15 protein-coding genes are annotated in these 15,421 nt (G+C 60.9%); 11 read left to right on the top strand and 4 right to left on the bottom strand.

The window, feature by feature from the left end:
- Positions 1 to 2: 2 nt before the first annotated feature.
- Entirely contained in the window at positions 3 to 623 is a 621-nt protein-coding gene (locus QRQ56_RS09905) for a hypothetical protein (protein ID WP_438739404.1), read from the bottom strand.
- 47 nt (positions 624 to 670) lie between these two features.
- Here QRQ56_RS09905 and QRQ56_RS09900 point away from each other — a divergent pair, with 47 nt between their 5' ends.
- The 6 genes from QRQ56_RS09900 to QRQ56_RS09875 all read left to right on the top strand — a co-directional run bounded on the left by QRQ56_RS09900 (position 671) and on the right by QRQ56_RS09875 (position 6,487).
- Complete coding sequence (locus tag QRQ56_RS09900) at positions 671 to 1,048, top strand: P27 family phage terminase small subunit (RefSeq protein WP_438739402.1); 378 nt, start codon at positions 671 to 673, stop codon at positions 1,046 to 1,048.
- On the top strand, positions 1,017 to 2,648 hold the full coding sequence (locus QRQ56_RS09895; protein ID WP_438739400.1) for a terminase large subunit: 1,632 nt from the start codon (positions 1,017 to 1,019) through the stop codon (positions 2,646 to 2,648). The genes QRQ56_RS09900 and QRQ56_RS09895 overlap by 32 nt, the downstream gene beginning before the upstream one ends.
- Before the next feature lie 3 nt (positions 2,649 to 2,651).
- Entirely contained in the window at positions 2,652 to 3,056 is a 405-nt protein-coding gene (locus QRQ56_RS09890; RefSeq protein WP_438739398.1) for a hypothetical protein, read from the top strand.
- Entirely contained in the window at positions 3,046 to 3,357 is a 312-nt protein-coding gene (locus QRQ56_RS09885; protein WP_438739396.1) for a gene transfer agent family protein, read from the top strand. The genes QRQ56_RS09890 and QRQ56_RS09885 overlap by 11 nt, the downstream gene beginning before the upstream one ends.
- The gene (locus QRQ56_RS09880) at positions 3,354 to 5,606 is read left to right on the top strand and encodes a hypothetical protein (protein ID WP_438739395.1); all 2,253 of its coding nucleotides are present in this window, start codon (positions 3,354 to 3,356) and stop codon (positions 5,604 to 5,606) included. Before QRQ56_RS09885 ends, QRQ56_RS09880 begins: the two co-directional genes overlap by 4 nt.
- Before the next feature lie 101 nt (positions 5,607 to 5,707).
- Positions 5,708 to 6,487 (top strand): hypothetical protein, encoded by a 780-nt coding sequence (locus QRQ56_RS09875; RefSeq protein ID WP_438739393.1) that lies wholly within the window; start codon positions 5,708 to 5,710, stop codon positions 6,485 to 6,487.
- Here QRQ56_RS09875 and QRQ56_RS09870 read toward each other — a convergent pair.
- A complete protein-coding gene (locus QRQ56_RS09870; protein WP_438739392.1) occupies positions 6,474 to 7,202 on the bottom strand; it encodes a hypothetical protein in 729 nt (242 codons plus the stop codon). The genes QRQ56_RS09875 and QRQ56_RS09870 overlap by 14 nt on opposite strands.
- Positions 7,203 to 7,451: 249 nt before the next feature.
- On the opposite strand from QRQ56_RS09870, the gene QRQ56_RS09865 reads away from it, so the two are divergent.
- The 3 genes from QRQ56_RS09865 (at position 7,452) to QRQ56_RS09855 (ending at position 9,794) form a co-directional block, all read left to right on the top strand.
- Positions 7,452 to 7,697 carry a hypothetical protein gene (locus tag QRQ56_RS09865; protein WP_438739391.1) on the top strand — a complete coding sequence of 82 codons (246 nt, stop codon included), beginning with the start codon at positions 7,452 to 7,454 and terminating at the stop codon, positions 7,695 to 7,697.
- A 159-nt stretch (positions 7,698 to 7,856) separates the two neighbouring features.
- On the top strand, positions 7,857 to 8,060 hold the full coding sequence (locus QRQ56_RS09860; protein WP_438739389.1) for a hypothetical protein: 204 nt from the start codon (positions 7,857 to 7,859) through the stop codon (positions 8,058 to 8,060).
- Positions 8,061 to 8,132: 72 nt separating this feature from the next.
- Positions 8,133 to 9,794 (top strand): AAA family ATPase, encoded by a 1,662-nt coding sequence (locus QRQ56_RS09855; protein ID WP_438739388.1) that lies wholly within the window; start codon positions 8,133 to 8,135, stop codon positions 9,792 to 9,794.
- Here QRQ56_RS09855 and QRQ56_RS09850 read toward each other — a convergent pair.
- A complete protein-coding gene (locus QRQ56_RS09850) occupies positions 9,778 to 11,562 on the bottom strand; it encodes a DUF6538 domain-containing protein (RefSeq protein ID WP_438739387.1) in 1,785 nt (594 codons plus the stop codon). The two genes, QRQ56_RS09855 and QRQ56_RS09850, sit on opposite strands and share 17 nt — an antisense overlap.
- 300 nt (positions 11,563 to 11,862) lie before the next feature.
- Here QRQ56_RS09850 and QRQ56_RS09845 point away from each other — a divergent pair, with 300 nt between their 5' ends.
- Positions 11,863 to 12,225: a DUF1428 domain-containing protein gene (locus tag QRQ56_RS09845; RefSeq protein ID WP_438739385.1), complete on the top strand. Its 363-nt coding sequence runs from the start codon at positions 11,863 to 11,865 to the stop codon at positions 12,223 to 12,225.
- 17 nt (positions 12,226 to 12,242) lie between these two features.
- On the opposite strand, the gene QRQ56_RS09840 is transcribed toward QRQ56_RS09845, so the two are convergent.
- Complete coding sequence (locus tag QRQ56_RS09840; RefSeq protein WP_438739383.1) at positions 12,243 to 12,917, bottom strand: TetR/AcrR family transcriptional regulator; 675 nt, start codon at positions 12,915 to 12,917, stop codon at positions 12,243 to 12,245.
- A gap of 119 nt (positions 12,918 to 13,036) precedes the next feature.
- Here QRQ56_RS09840 and QRQ56_RS09835 point away from each other — a divergent pair, with 119 nt between their 5' ends.
- Entirely contained in the window at positions 13,037 to 15,322 is a 2,286-nt protein-coding gene (locus tag QRQ56_RS09835; protein WP_438739381.1) for an arylsulfatase, read from the top strand.
- Positions 15,323 to 15,421: the final 99 nt, after the last annotated feature.

Below are 15,421 nucleotides of genomic sequence, written 5' to 3'. Positions count from 1 at the left end.
CATTACCATTCCTTCAATTCCGAGATTTGCCGAACAATAGGCTGAAGGCAGCGTTCTATGCTGTCAGAGAGATGGCCCGCATATACGCGCACCTTCGTCAATTCAGGAGGCACCTTCGTAGGAGATTTGAGCAAGATAGGAGCTTGGGAACATGCAGCGAGGCGGGATTCGTAGTCGTAAATTGCGCCTCTTACGATCGCCAGCTCCTGAGACACAACGCGGCGAAATGCGTCAAGATTATCCCATGCTTCGTCCAATGCTCTCGGTGGGCCAAGCGTAAGGTCCTTTCGATCGATCTCCATGTCGGTGAAAACGTATCCTTCAGGAATATACTTTTGGACGGTATCAGCCTCGTGCTTGAGAACGCGAAGTGCATATTCCAATCGCAGACAAAGTCCAAGAAGCTTTCTCCTATCAGTCCGGCCCGCGATCTCGCGATCGAATTCAACTTTGGCCATGGCGGCCTTGTAGGCGAGGCTCGCAGCTCCCAACGCAACGAACGACGCGATCAACGGTTGCCAGTCCTTCAGCGAGAATCCCTTTGGATCTGCGGTCAGGCAGACCAAGGCGACTACCGAGAAAACCAGCAAAGAGAAGGCAAGAAGATCATATCGCTGTTTCATGGTCTGAGGTTGCCGCGAGAGCCTGATTTTGTCGAGAGCGTTGGGGCATGAAGGGTCGAAAACCACAGCTTGCCGCTGCCGCCAATGCGCTCGAGGCCACGACCCGCCCTCCGTCTTGGCTCAGCAAACACGCCAAGGCCGAATGGCGCCGCGTCATGCCAGAGCTTGCAAAGCGCAGGATTCTCACCATCGCGGACCTAGGCTCGCTGGAAAGCTATTGCGTTGCGATGGGCCGGGTCCGGCAGTTGGAAGCGTTCTTGCGCACCGAGATTGATCTGAAGCTCCTCCGCGCCCAGGACAAGAGCATGGTGACTGCCCGCCAGCTTGCGGCTGAACTCGGTTTGACACCGGTTTCGCGCTCGCGACCAGCCGTGCGCGACAACAACGACGAAGATGACGATGAAAACCCCTTCAGCATCGTCTGACACTTATCCGCACTGGATTTTTGACGGCTCGCCCATTCCTGACCCGTTTGGGCATGGCGAGCGTGCGGTGCGTTGGCTTCGGTCGTTGAAGCACCCCAAATCGACGCTGTCACGTAAGCAATTTCAGCTAGATCCTTGGCAGGAACGTATTGTCCGCAGAATTTATGGTCCCCGCGACGATGCCGGAAACCGCGTCGTGTCGACGGTCGTGATCCTGGTCCCGCGCGGCAACCGCAAGACCAGCCTGTCCGCTGCCCTGGCCTTGCTTCACACCATTGGCCCCGAGCGCGTCTCAGGCGGCGAAGTGATCTTTGCAGCATCCGACCGCGGCCAAGCCGGCATTGCCTTCAAGGAAGCGCGCGGCATCGTCCAGGCCGATCCCAAGCATTTGGTCCCGGTGACAAAAGTCTATGACGCCTTCAACAGCGCGAAAAAGATCGCCTATCCCCGCGACGGGACCGAGTTGGAAGTCATCTCGGCAGACGCACCGAGCAAAGAGGGCCGCACGCCTTCATTCGTGCTTGCCGATGAACTTCACGTCTGGCGGGGCGATCTACTTTGGAAGGTTCTGACCAATGGCCTGGACAAGACCGACAACAGCTTGCTTGTCGTCGCGACGACCGCCGGCCGGGGGCAGGATAACATTGCCCATGAGGTAATTGAGCGCGCCCGCAAGATCGCGCGCGGCGAAATCACTGACCCGACCTGCCTTCCGGTGCTCTTTGAGTCGCCGGCAAGCGTCGATTATGCCAGCGAGGACGCATGGCGCCGGGTCAATCCCGGTAGTGTCCATGGGTATCCGTCGAGTGCCGGCTTTAAGCGACACGTCACGCGCGCGAAAGATAGTCCTACCGAACGCGACAGCCTCTTGCAATACAAGCTCAACGTCTGGCTTGACCACTCAACTTCGCCCTTTGTGGACATGGCGACCTATGACAAGGGCGCCGCGCCGATCGACTATGAAGCCTTGCGCGGTGCGCCGTGCTGGATTGGCGTTGATATGTCCAAGACCACCGACCTTTCGGCAGTGGTCGCATGCTTTCGCGACGGCGACACATACACGGTGTTGCCGCACTTCTTTTGCCCTGAGGCAGATATCCGCAAGCGTGGCGATCTGGACGGCGTGAACTACGCCTCATGGGCAAAGGAAGGCTTCGTCACTGCCACGCCCGGCAATGTGATCGATAACGCCGCGGTCGCGGACTACATCCGATCACTGGCGGAGCGCTTCCAGGTCCAAGAGATCGGCTTTGACGTAGCGTTTGCCCAAGGCGTCATGGCGCCATTGGTCGACGAAGGTTACCCGGTCGTGACGATCCGTCAAGGCTGGGTGACGCAATCGCCGGCCCTCAATGTTCTGGAGCGAGCGATCATTAGCGGCAACTTTCGCCATGAGGGACATCCGGTATTGCGCTGGAACTTCGCCAACGTCGCCATTCACAAGGACGCCAACGACAACCGGATCATTCACAAGAGCAAGTCGACCGATCGCATTGACGGAGCGGCCGCAACTTGGATGGCTATTTCGCGCGCTGCGGCCGGCGAGAGCAACCGTTCGCTCTATGAGCTGCCCAACGCTGTTGAGCTTCTATCGTGGTGACGCATGGCCGATAACGACGATCTGGACGCATACCTTCAATCCCTGCCGGACAAGATTACCGAGCATCTATCGGACGTGCTCCGGGAGCAGGCATTCCGCCTTTCCGACGCCCAACGCGAGGCATTGCGCTCCCTTGAGCAGTCGCCGGAGACGGGTGCTCTGGAGGCGTCCTGCACCGTCGCTGCCGGCGCAAATGATCTGGAATACTTCGTTGAGGCCGGCGGCGACATGACGACCAAGGAAGTCCGCGAAGGTAGCGGCGTCGAATATGATTATTCGCTCGCCTTTGAATTCGGGACCAGCCGGCAGCCAGCGCGGCCTTTCTTTTACTCCACCTACAACGCCATGCGCGACGAAATGCAAAAGGCGATCGAAGACGCCGTAAATGAGGTTCTTGATGACGACTGAGACATCCCGCGAGATCACCTGGGCGGGCGGCACCCATACATTTGACCTGGGGCACCCTTGGGTGCGCCGTGTCATGAGCTTCCGTGGCCCGGCGCCGGCCGTCGCGTTGGCACGGTTTGAGGCGGGCAACTACACCCCCGAGGATGTAGAGCGACTGATCGAATTGGGACTGATCGGCGGTGGCGTGCCCGAGCGCCACGTTGAGGCGCTACTGGACCAGCATGTGCGCCAGAAGCCGCTAGCGCCCAACGTTGTCATTGCCAGCACTGTTCTGGCATCGCTCTTTGTTGGAGCCGCATGATGCGTATTCCGGTCTCGCTCAACCTCGATCAACTAAAGGAACAGCTGCGGCAAACGACTTCGCTTACCGGCAACGCCACGCGCCAGATCGCGAAGCAGTTCCTCGACATGAACAAGGATCTTGCCAAGGACGCGATCTTTGCGACCATGGCGCGCGGCGCCGTCGATCTCGCCGGCAAGGTCGCGCTGGCGGTTGGCGCATACAAGCTCATGACGGCCGCGATCAGCGGCGCGCGCGAGCAGATGCAACAGATGGTCGACGTCGCCGACAAGGCCCAAAACCTTGGCGTCTCGCCGGCATTTTTGCAGGCCTTCACGGCGGAAGCGCGCAAGCTTAAGGTTGAGGCGGGCGAGCTCGAATCTGCTCTGGACCACGCGTTTCAGGCAACAAAGGACCGCTCGCCGGTCGACATCGGCGAATGGAGCGTCGGCGAGGAGAAGATCACCGATGTTGAGAAGGCCATGCGCGTCTACAATGAGACGCTTGCTAAGATGGCCGGCCAGCAGCTCCAGGGCTTGGTTCTGTTCCGGGACGCTCAGACGCAAGAGGACAAGGTCAAAGCGGTCCTAGCTGCCATGGTGCAGCTCGACCAGATCGGGCAGCGTGCTGCCAGTCTGGACCTGGGCGAGAAAATGTTCGGCGCCCAGATCATCGATCGCATGCGACAAGGCAAGACCAGCGCCGAAGGCATGTTGCAGACGATCAGGGAGGCCAGCGCGAACGCCGACGGCATTTTCAGCAACGTCTTGGTCGAGCGGGCCAAGGAAGTCGACGAGCAGCTCAAGATCGCGCATCAGCGTCTTTCGACCGCGCTGAAGCCGTCTTGGGACGATCTCGCCAGCGTCATGATGGACATCAAAAGCGCCTGGGCCGACGTGATCGGCTACATCGCCAAGGCGGTCGAGCTATCGAACAAGCTTCCCCGCATCCCCGGCATGCCGGCCAGCTCGACCGACCTGGACGCCAAGCGGGACGCATTGGCCCAGGTCAACGCGCGCTTGAACGGCACGGGCGGCGGGCTGCTCGGCAGTGTGAACCTTCCGCCGTTGTCCATCCCCGGCATGGGGCAGGTCTACGACGGCACCACCGCCAATCTTGAGGCCCACCGCGACCGCTTGCAGAAAGAGATCGCGGCACTCACGGCCGGCCAAGCTCAGTCTGGCCCGGCTGTCCCCGGGCAATCGCGCGGCACTGGCCCGGCGCCCACCAAGATCAGCACCGGCAGCAGCGCGGACAAGCTTGGCTCAGCCGCCGACAGCGTTGAGAAGCGCGTTGCTGCATTGCAGGCAGAGGCGGCTGGGCTGGACCTAACTACCGCCGCACGGGAACGCGCCAAGGTCGCCGCACAGCTTGAGACCGTCGCCATGCAGGCCAATGCCGCCGCTGGGAAGGGCGAACGCATCGTTACGGCTGAGCAACGCCAACGTATCGAGGAAGTCGCCAGCGCCTACGCCAAGGCCACTGAGGCCATCGAAAAGGCCACGGTTGCGCAGTCGATCCGGCGCGGCGGGCAGACGGCATTGCTGGATCCCCAAGACGTGCAGATCGCGGAACAGTTGAGGGGCCTCTATCCGAACGTTTCGGAAGCCCTGAAGTCGGTTGAAGCGAGCGCCCTGCGGACCAATGAGGCCATGCGGTCCGTCGGCAGCACCATGAGCAGCAGCCTCACGACCGGACTTGCCGATATCCTGGACGGGACCAAGAGCGTTTCGGCTGGCTTCAGCGACATGTCCCGGGCCATCGTGCGCGCGCTCGAAGAGGCCATGATCAAGATGTTGATTGTGCAGCCGCTGATGCAGAGCTTGTCCGGGGGCCTTGGCTTTGCGGACGGCGGATTGGTGGGCGCCCCAGCCGTCGCAAAGGCGGACGGCGGCTACATCAGCGGTCCTGGAAGTGGCACGTCCGACAGCATCCCGGCGAGGCTCAGCGACGGCGAATTCGTGGTGCGTGCGTCGGCGACGGCGAAGCATCGCGCCGTGCTGGAGGCGATCAACAGCGACCGCGTTCCCCGGTTTGCCGATGGTGGGTTGGTCGGTAGCGGCTCGCCGGCCACGCCCCTGGTCAACCCGGGCCACGTCATCGCGCCGGCGGTCACCGTCAACATGTCGGGTAACCCCGGCTCATCGCCTGGGGAGAACCAGCGGACCGCAGAGAGCATCGCTCAACTGGTTCAGCATCAAGTGCGCGCGGCGATAGGACAGGAAATCCGGACCCAGAGTAGGCCGGGCGGGACGCTCTACCGACGATAAATAGGCAGCAATCCTGATCGCCGACGCTATAGACCCCAATTGAACCCGAACATGCGAAAGCCACCGCCCGGCGGGACGGTGGCTTTCTGGAGGACCCGAACGTGCCGTTGCAAAGAACGCCCGAGCAAGATCACTATAGTCAAACCACCGCGGTTTTGCAGGACAACCAGCCCTTAAAGCGGTCGAAAAAAGTCCCGCAACGGGTTCGGCAGTCCGTCCTCAAAGACAAGCAAACCCTCGCAAAAATAGCTGCTTTCCGCGTTCCGGCTCATTTGCTGTCTGAAGAGACTTCAGTTGCACACCCCACACCCTCTAATCTCCCTATCAACAGCTCCGTAACACCAACCAACGACAGCATACCCGTCTGGGCTCTTACCGGTGACCTAGTCAAAGCCGTGGCCGCGACAGCGGCCCTCCAGATCGCAGACAAGCCCGCCTATGCGTTTACGTTCAATCTGACTCAGAAGGCGCGGGAGAAGGCCCTGACTCACCCACGCGGCTTCCTGGACTCTCTAAAGAGGGCTTTCGACAAGCAGCTGTCCCGGGCGGATGTGCGGCTGCCTTACTGGTTCTGCGTTGACCGCGATTGGGATGGCCGGCTGCACATTCACGGCGCCTTTAGTGCCGTCACCGAAAACGACGTTCTGAAAGAGGCGATGCGCCGGGCTTGGGGAGCATCTCCGAACGGAAGCCGGCAATATCAGATCAAGATTAAGCCGCTGCGCGACGACGGCTGGGCTACCTACGCCACGCGTAACCTGCGCAGGGTGTCGAACAAGATCGGTCAGGCATTCACCATGACCCGGCCGCTGCAACAGGATGCGCAGTGGACCTATGGGCAGGTCAAGCAAATCATTGGGGGAGCGACTAGTGAACCGTAACGCCGGCTGGCTTCTCAGGTCCTGGATTGTCTGGACGGGGGCTGAAAGCCATGCCGGCCAGTAACCCGGGGAGAATCTTGGCGCTCTCTCGAGTATCACCTCCGGCACGCAGGTAGGTCACCTCCGTCGGTATTCGAACGGTCACGAAATGGCGGCTCTGGCTGTAGGCGTAAAAGCTGAAGGTGGACTTCCCGTCGATGTTGTCGATCACGACTGTCCGGTCAGAAGCGTCCACGACGTCGCCCGAAACGGTGGATGCGGGATTATCTTTCGGGATTACGGCTGCGCGGAATTCTTGCTTGAACACCATAACGACGTTGAAGATCGGGAAATCGGCATAGTTGGTAATATCGCAGCGCGTAACCATAGAAATCTCGCGCTCTTTGAACCACTCCCACCTCTCGCCCGGCTGACCGTGGCGCGTGCCTAATCCCCATGCTTCAGCGCCGACTTCCTGCTTGCTGATGATATCCATCGTGAATACCTGCCCGGAGGCTGGAACCGTCGAAGGCAGTTTCGCGAGATCACACTTGAAGAGAAGAGCTGCGGGCGCCCCAAGAGGTTGACTGGCTGACGTTGTCGGCTGCGACTTCGCCTTCCAAGCATCCCATGCGTCCTTCAAAATGTAACCCGCCATCGGAACGACGACCGCCCCGATAGCGGCCAAAAACCCGCCAAGAACGAAACGCGCAATGATCGGCCAGCCATCAAGCATGGAGCGCCTCTGTTCAACGTATGTCGTCAGCCTTCTAGCACGGGAGAGTAGCACGCTCCGGTCGCGTCCACCGGTTTTCGCCAAATGTTAGTAAGTGCGAGCCGTTTGAAAATAAATATTGCGCCGCCAACTCATTGAACTGATTCGCTTCTGCAAGTCAGTATCGGCTTAAATTTCGCATTTGTCGAACTTCCGGCCCTGGCCAGTTTCACACAACTCGCGCATCTCAGTTCCACTGCATCACCAACCATGGGGCTGATTTTGTCCGCTGCATCTGGAACGTTCATTCCGACTTCGACCTACAACGACCTCGTCACCGCACTCCTTGACATCGACGCCCGTAATCCCTTCAGCGAGGGCAGCCGCGCCGCCCGTGAATGGCGCGAGAACGAGATCAAGCTTGTGCTCGGCATGACCGGCGACATCTGGCCGATGGAGATTCGCGGCGACCTGATCATTGACGCGCTACAGCATGCGAACAAAATGTCGCACTAAAGAGCGCGTGATCCTGATCACGAACGCTATAGCGCAATCAAGTGAGCGGCTTCGCGGTCGCTCACTTCTCCTCTGTCAGTGCAACCAGCCGGCGCCCATCACTCGCCGGTTGGTTTGTCGTCAGGGAGCGATTAACCAATCGATGACAAGGAGAAGTGAATGGCATTCCAGCCAACCAAAACCGACCACGCCGCGCTTGACCAATTCCTCGAAACCGTTCTCGACGCATACAAGACCGGATATTCCGATCGGAACTCATGTGTCGGCGCCATCGCGCACGTCATGACAGCGGCGGCAATCGACAACGAGAAGGAATTTAAGAGCTATATCCGGCTGCCGGAAAACGGGTATCTCGGAGAGTAGTGGGCTAGCCTTCTTTTGAATCGTCTTGCCCAAAATCGTCCCTCGCGCTTAGATTGCGCGGGGGATTCGTCAATGGCAACTATCACCTACAATGTAGCCACCGGCGCTAGCAGCGGCCATGCTCACCTTGACCGGGGTCAACCGTCCACCGTTGCAATCGATTTATCGCCGGGCACGTCTACCGTCATTGTTGGGGCGAACGGCGCCGGGAAAACTCGGTTGGGTGCTCAAATCGAAGCATCTCACGAAGCGAACTCACACCGCATTAGCGCTCAGCGGCACATCTCAATGGTGCCCAACGTCCAATTGGGCGACTACGAAAGCTCTCTGAAGCAGTTGCACTACGGCCACCAAGGCGGAAACAATAAGCAAGGGCACCGTTGGCAGGGCAATCCGGCGACGGCATTCATCTCCGACTTCGATTTGCTGCTTCGAGCTTTGTTTTCGCAGCAGAACCGGGCTCTCGCGGATGACCATCGTAAGCGCAAATCAGGCGAGATAACAGCTCCGCCTAAGACGAAGATCGATGAACTCATCGAAATCTGGTCCTCTGTGCTGCCTCATCGAACTCTAATCTTCAACGATGCTTCCATTTCCGTGAAGCCACCTGCTAATCCGCCTGGAACAGGTGGCGATGATGAATATTCGCCCACGCACTTGAGCGACGGCGAACGCGTAATTTTCTACCTGATTGCTCAGTGCTTGTTGGCTCCCAGCAACGGAATCATCATCGTTGACGAACCTGAACTGCACATACATCCGTCGATAACGGACGTGCTGTGGGACGCCTTGGAGCGACACCGCACGGATTGCGCCTTTGTCTATTTAACGCATGACCTGGAGTTTGCAGCAAATCGGGTCACTGCTAAAAAATTCTACTTAAAGTCGATCCACTACAACTCATTTTGGGACATACAGGAGATTCCCGAGGATACCGGGCTCCCGGAACAAGTCGTGTTGGAGCTTGCTGGCAATCGTAAGCCCGTCCTGTTTGTGGAGGGTGATCGGGGCAGCCTCGATAATTTGATCTATCGTTCAGCCTATCGAGACGTGAAGGTTGAGCCAATCGGATCATGTGACAGTGTTATACACGCCGTTGCGAGTTTTCGCGCAAACCCGGCGATGCATCGATGGGGCGCGGTTTGTGGATGCGTGGACGCCGACCAGCGCACCGGAGAGCAAATCGCCCACCTTCAGCAGGCAGGGATCTGGCCGCTAGCGGTTGCGGAGATAGAAAATGTGTTTCTGATGCCAACCGTATTCACCGCATTTGCGAAGGCGCTCTCTTTTGACGATGCTACCGCTACGGACAAGCTGGGCCAACTTAAGGAGAAAATATTCGCGAAAGCCATCCAGGAGAAGGGCCCCACGACTGCCCGGTATGCGGCGCGCCAAGTCGATCGGAGGCTCAAGAAAGTGACGCTGGACCGAAAGAATCCCGAGCAGCTGGTTGCCACGTTTACGGCGGAGATCGCCTCAATCAACGTGCCGGATTTGATCTCGAATTTTGAATGCGATTTTCAATCGGCCATCGATACAAAGAATGTCGAGAAATTACTGGCGATGTTTGATCAAAAGGGATTGATAGACATCGCTGCTAAGCAGCTTGGATTAGTTTCGTCCAAAGCGCTAGTGCAACAAGCGGCTCGGTTCCTAAACGATGGGAGCCATGCGCAGCTAAGGTCGGCCGTGTTGAGCGTTCTACCGGCATTGCCGATTACAGCGGGTGCCTGATCGCGTCAATCATCGCCACGCGGTCGCGCAGCGGACCCTCAGGCAGCACGCCATACCGGCCAGTTGTGCTGGCTTTAGTGTGTCCCAGTAGCACGCCATGCTGCTCATCCAGGTAGCCCGCCGCGCGAAAGGCATCCGTGACGTTGTGGCGGAAACTGTGGAAGTTGACGCGCCTGTCCACCTTGACGCCGACGGCCTTGAAGTAGCCGTTGAAGAACTTCGACGCTTCGCCGAAATAGCCGCGCTTGTCGCGCTCTGTTTCCGGGAATAGCCGCTGTCCGCCACGCGCGACCACGCTGGCATGATAGTCGATGAAGCCCAGCTCGATCAGCTTGGAATGCACCGGCACCACGCGCATTGACCCGCCTGTCTTCGTCGACTTGGCCGACCCGTCCTCATCCTCTTCCCCGACCTCGGTGATATGGAGGATCCACACCCCATGAAGCTGCCGCACGTCGGCTGTCAGCAATTGGCACAGCTCGCCCAGTCGTGCGCCTGAATAGATCGCGATCAACGGAATCCAGTAGCGCCAATCCCTGATCGCCAAATTGCCGGGCCTGTGCTCAGCATCGTCGCCAAGGCATGATCCGAACAGCGGCGAATTGAAAATGGTCTTAAGCTGGTCGGCGGTGAACGGGAAGCGGTTCTTCCTCCGCTTGTCGATCGACAGATACATTCCGCTCATCACGTCATCGTCGATATATTCGTTTTGCAACAGCCAGCGCGCGAAGCTGCCGAGTGCTGCCAAATACTTGTTAATCGACTTCTGGCTGATCGTCGGCTTTTTGACCGTCTCATTAGCCTCAATCACCTTGCGGAACGACATGCCCTCGAATGCCTTGCTGTCCGCTGCCTTCACCGGCCACCGCGCCAGCTCTTGCTTCCAGTTGCGGACTGCTTTGCGCGTGATCACCGAGACGTGCGAGGCCTCGCCGACGAATTCGGCAAACAGCTTCACAATCTTGCGGTTCTGATCCCAGGTGTCCGGCCGCGCGTCGCCAATGCGCTCAGTCTTGAACTTGTCGTAAAGCTCCATCAGCGTCTCGCCGGGCGCGGCAATCCGTTTGCCCTGCGTGAGATCGGCGGGCACGACGATCGGATCAGAGGGGAGACCCGACCAGTTACCGGCATCTCGTTCGGCGGCACGCTCCAAAACCTCGATCTGAGCGCGCTGCAAGCGCTGGCAAAGGTCGCGATAGGCCGGCGATCCCTTGGCGATCAGGAGCCGTTCGCTCTGGATCACCTCATCGGCTTTCCACTCGATCAGGGCCGTCTCACCGGTGGCGAGGTGCTTCCGTAGCTCGACAAGTTGGATTGCGCGCCGCTCGCGGTCGAGCTTCGCGGCGTCCCTCATGACGATCAGTTCAATTGTTGCGTTGAGCTGCACCAACGGGTCGCTTGACCAGGGCACGCGGCCGGCCTCGATATCGCCCGCGAGCTTGCCTTTTGCTTCCTGAATCGTCGCGTCGGTCGGCATTAACGCGCGCGCCCGGCCGTCACGGTCTAGCTCGGTCTCGTAATGTGACCACACGGCGGCCTGGAGATCAGCCGGGGAGGGCTCCCGGCGCTGCTCCAGGTCAGCGAAGCGGGCGCGGAATGAAGCGATTACCGGCGCCGCTCGATCACGCGCTTGCCGTGGGTCTGTCGTCTTGAGGGATTGCCAAATCTCTTTGCGCTTGAGCACCGGCTGGAGCTTCAGCGGCACGCCAACGCGGACGTAGTAGGACGTGCGACCAGGACGCTTTTGGATGTTCGTGGCAATCGACATTCGAGTCCTCGTAACCGTGACTCGTAACCACTACTCGTAACCACTCAGCCTGAAAAGCTGTTTTGAATCATGCCTTTGTTGAAATCTTTGAATTTTTGCTGGGGGTCCCCAGGGTCCAGGTTCCCCAGCCAGTTTGAGGCGCTGTCCGGTCCGTTTCCTTCGGCCTGCCTGCTCGGCGGCCATCAGCGTTCGCTGGCGCCGTCGCTCGCGACGGTTTGCCTCATCTGAAGCCTGCATTGTCCGGTCGGATCGCCGCTCTCGTCATCGTCCTTGGGTCATACAGCCCCGAGGAGATCCGAAATGCCCTATGTCGATGGTTTCGTTCTGGCCGTGCCGAAGGACAAGGTCGAGGCCTACAAGACGCTTGCGACGACCGCATGTGCGCTCTGGATGGAGCACGGCGCGATCGATTACGTCGAATGCATCGCCGACGACGTGCCCTATGGCGAGCTGACCTCGTTTCCGCGCGCCGTGATGGCTGGGGAGGATGAGGTCGTGGTGTTCTCCTGGATCGTCTACCCCGACCGGGCGACCCGCGATGCCGTCAACAAGAAGGTGATGGCCGATCCGCGGCTGAAGATGGAGGGCATGCCGTTCGACGGCAAGCGCATGATCTATGGCGGCTTCACGTCGCTGCTGCGGGCGAGCGACGTGATCGGCTGACGACAGAGACGGAAGACCTATTTCGGAGACGCGCGACCGACCTCGGCCTGCAGCAACAGCAGCAGGCAGCCGGCGAGCCGCGTCTCCATCTCCTTCGACGACAGCGACAGCGGTCCGGGATCGTTGAGGATCGCGTTCACCAGCGTGCCCAGCACGATCTGGAAGCCGAAGGCGATGGCGCGGGTCTTTGCCGCCTTGCGGCCCTTGCCCATCGCCGGCAGCAGGAGAGGGGTGGCGCGCGCGGTGGTTGCCTGCGCGAGCGCCTTGAACGGCGTCCATTTGTCCGGGCGGGTGTCGTCGTGCTGAAGCGCGGCGCGCAGCACGCCCTCGTGGCCGCGCATCCAGGCGATGATGCCGCCGACGATGATGGGGCAGAGCTGGTCGAGGCTTGCCTCCGGTGACGGACGCCTGATCCCGTCGAGCCGCTGCTCGCCGTCCCGTGCCGCCAGCGCCATCAGCGCGTTGAAATAGCTCTCCTTGCTCTCGAAGCGGCTGTAGAAGGCGCCGACGGTGGCCCCGACCTCGGAGCAGAGCGCCTCGATCGAGAGCTCCGCTAGGCTGCGCGTCCCCAGCATCGCGGCGCCGGCGCGCAGCAGCGCCAGGGTCGTTTCCCGGCTGCGCTTCTGCCGGGACGGGGCGACGCCCGGCAGGTCGAAATCGCGAAGCTCCGGCTGGTCTGTCCGTGGGCGCATCCGTGCTTGCATCCGCCAAAAATCGTAATCATAATTCTGATTATAATTTAGGACCGGGGGCGCCGCGGGTCAACCGCGCGCCGGGATAACGAACACCCGGGCCCGGCAGGGAGGATCAGATGAGCGCAGGCAGCGGCACGCCATTCCGTGGCAGCGTCGGCAAGACGGTTGCGGAGTCCAAGCCCTGGTGGCCGGAGGCCGTGAAGCCGCCGGAGGGCGCGCCCAACATTCTGGTGGTGCTGTTCGACGATGTCGGCTTCTCCGATTTCGGCTGCTACGGCTCGGCCATCAAGACGCCGACCATCGACGGGCTCGCTGCGGAAGGCCTGCGCTATTCCGGTTTCCACACCACGGCGATGTGCTCGACGACGCGCGCCGCGCTGCTCACCGGGCGCAACCATCATTCCGTCGGGGTCGGGTGCCTCGCCAATTTCGATTCCGGCTATCCGGGCTATCGCGGCAAGATCGCACGCGAGGCGGGGACGCTGGCCGAGATGCTGCGTGTGCACGGCTACCGCAACTACATGATCGGCAAATGGCACGTCACGCCGCTGACCGAGAGCGGGGCCACCGGTCCGTTCGACGGCTGGCCGCTCGGCCGCGGCTTCGATCGCTTCTACGGCTTTCTCGACGCCGAGACCGACCAGTACGCGCCGGAACTCGTCTCCGACAACACGCATATCGATCCGCCGGGCACCTACGCCGACGGCTATCATTTGACCGAGGATTTGATCGACCAGTCGATCCGCTTCATCGGTGATCACCACGCCGATCGGCCTGATGTGCCCTGGCTGACCTGGGTCGCGCTGGGCGCCTGCCACGCGCCGCACCAGGCGCCGGCCGAGATCATCAAGAGCTATGACGCCGCGTTCGCCCACGGCTGGGACGTCGAGCGGGAGCAGCGCCTCGCGCGCCAGAAGGCGATGGGCCTGTTACCTGAGGACACGCGGATGCCCGCGCGCAACGACGGCGTGAAGGCCTGGGACGAGCATTCGGCCGACGAGCGCCGCGTCTTCACGCGCCTGCAGGCGGCCTTCGCCGGCATGCTCGACCATTCCGACCGCCATCTTGCGCGCCTCGTCGCCTTCCTCGACACCGCCGGCATCCGCGACAACACGGTGATCATCGTGATGTCCGACAATGGCGCGAGCCAGGAAGGCGGGCCGCTCGGCTTCGTCAATGCGATGGGCCCGTTCAATTTCAAGCCGGAGCCGATCGCGGAAAAGCTCGCCCGCATCGACGATATCGGCGGGCCCGACACCCACAGCAATTTTCCGCATGGCTGGGCGATGGCATCGAACACGCCGCTGCGCCGCTACAAGCAAAACACCCATGGCGGGGGCATCCGCGATCCCTTCGTCGTCAACTGGCCGAGGAAGATCGCGGCGAGAGGCGAACTGCGGCACCAATTCGTGCACGCCTGCGATCTCACGCCGACCCTGCTCGAGCTGATCGGTATCGAGTCCCCCGGCACGATTGCCGGCTGTCCGCAGATGCCGCTCGAAGGCGAGAGTTTCGCGTGCTCGATCGTCGATGCGTCGGCGCCGTCAAAGCCCTCGCCGCAATATTTCGAGATGTTCGGCCATCGCGGTCTCTGGCACGCAGGTTGGAAGGCGGTCGCCTTCCATCCGTCGGGCACGCCGTTCGAGAACGACAAATGGGAGCTGTTTCATCTGGATGCGGATTTCTCCGAGACCAACGATCTCGCGGCGACCGAGCCGGAGCGCCTCGGCCGCATGATCGCGATGTGGTGGGACGAGGCCGAGAAGCACAAGGTGCTGCCGCTCGACGACCGCTTCGGCCCGCGCTTTGCGGAGAATGCCGCGCGCTTCCACGGTGCGCGACATCACTTCGTGTTCCACGCAGGGATGGGACACGTCCCGACCGACGTCGCGCCCGACGTGCGAAGCCGCAGCTACACGATCGAGGCGCATGTCGAGATCGGGGAGGCGGGCGCAAGCGGCGTGCTGATCTCGCACGGCGATGCGACGTCGGGCTACAGCCTCTTTGTCAAGGACGGCCATCTCGTGCATGATCTCAACATCGGCGGCAGCCATCAGATCGTACGCTCGGACCGCAAGGTGCTAGGCGCACAGCGCCTTGGCGTGCATGTTGAGCGTCTCGTGCGCAAGGAGCCGCCGGCCAAGGGCGCGCGCACCGGCGTCAGCGAGTACACGCTGCTGATCGACGGCGAGAAGGCGGGATCGCTGCAGACCCAGCTCGGCTTCCACACGCTGATCTCGTGGTCGGGCCTCGACATCGGCCGTGACCGCGGCAGCCCCGTGTCGCATTACGAGGCGCCGTTCGAGTTCAGGGGAAAGCTGCTGCGCGTGACCGTCACCATGCATGGCGACCAGAAGCTCGACGGCGAGGCCGTCGGCAACGCGCAGATGGCGCGGCAGTAGGAGTAACCCGGTGTCGTGCCCCGCGAAGGCGGGCACCCAGTACGCCGCGGCCCATCGATTCAATCACCGGCGCTGGTGGAATACTGGATCGCCCGCCCC

Source organism: Bradyrhizobium sp. U531, from assembly GCF_051710265.1.
Taxonomy (GTDB): domain Bacteria; phylum Pseudomonadota; class Alphaproteobacteria; order Rhizobiales; family Xanthobacteraceae; genus Bradyrhizobium.
The sequence above is the reverse complement of the archived record's forward strand: the minus strand, read 5'-3'. Positions and strand labels throughout refer to the sequence as shown.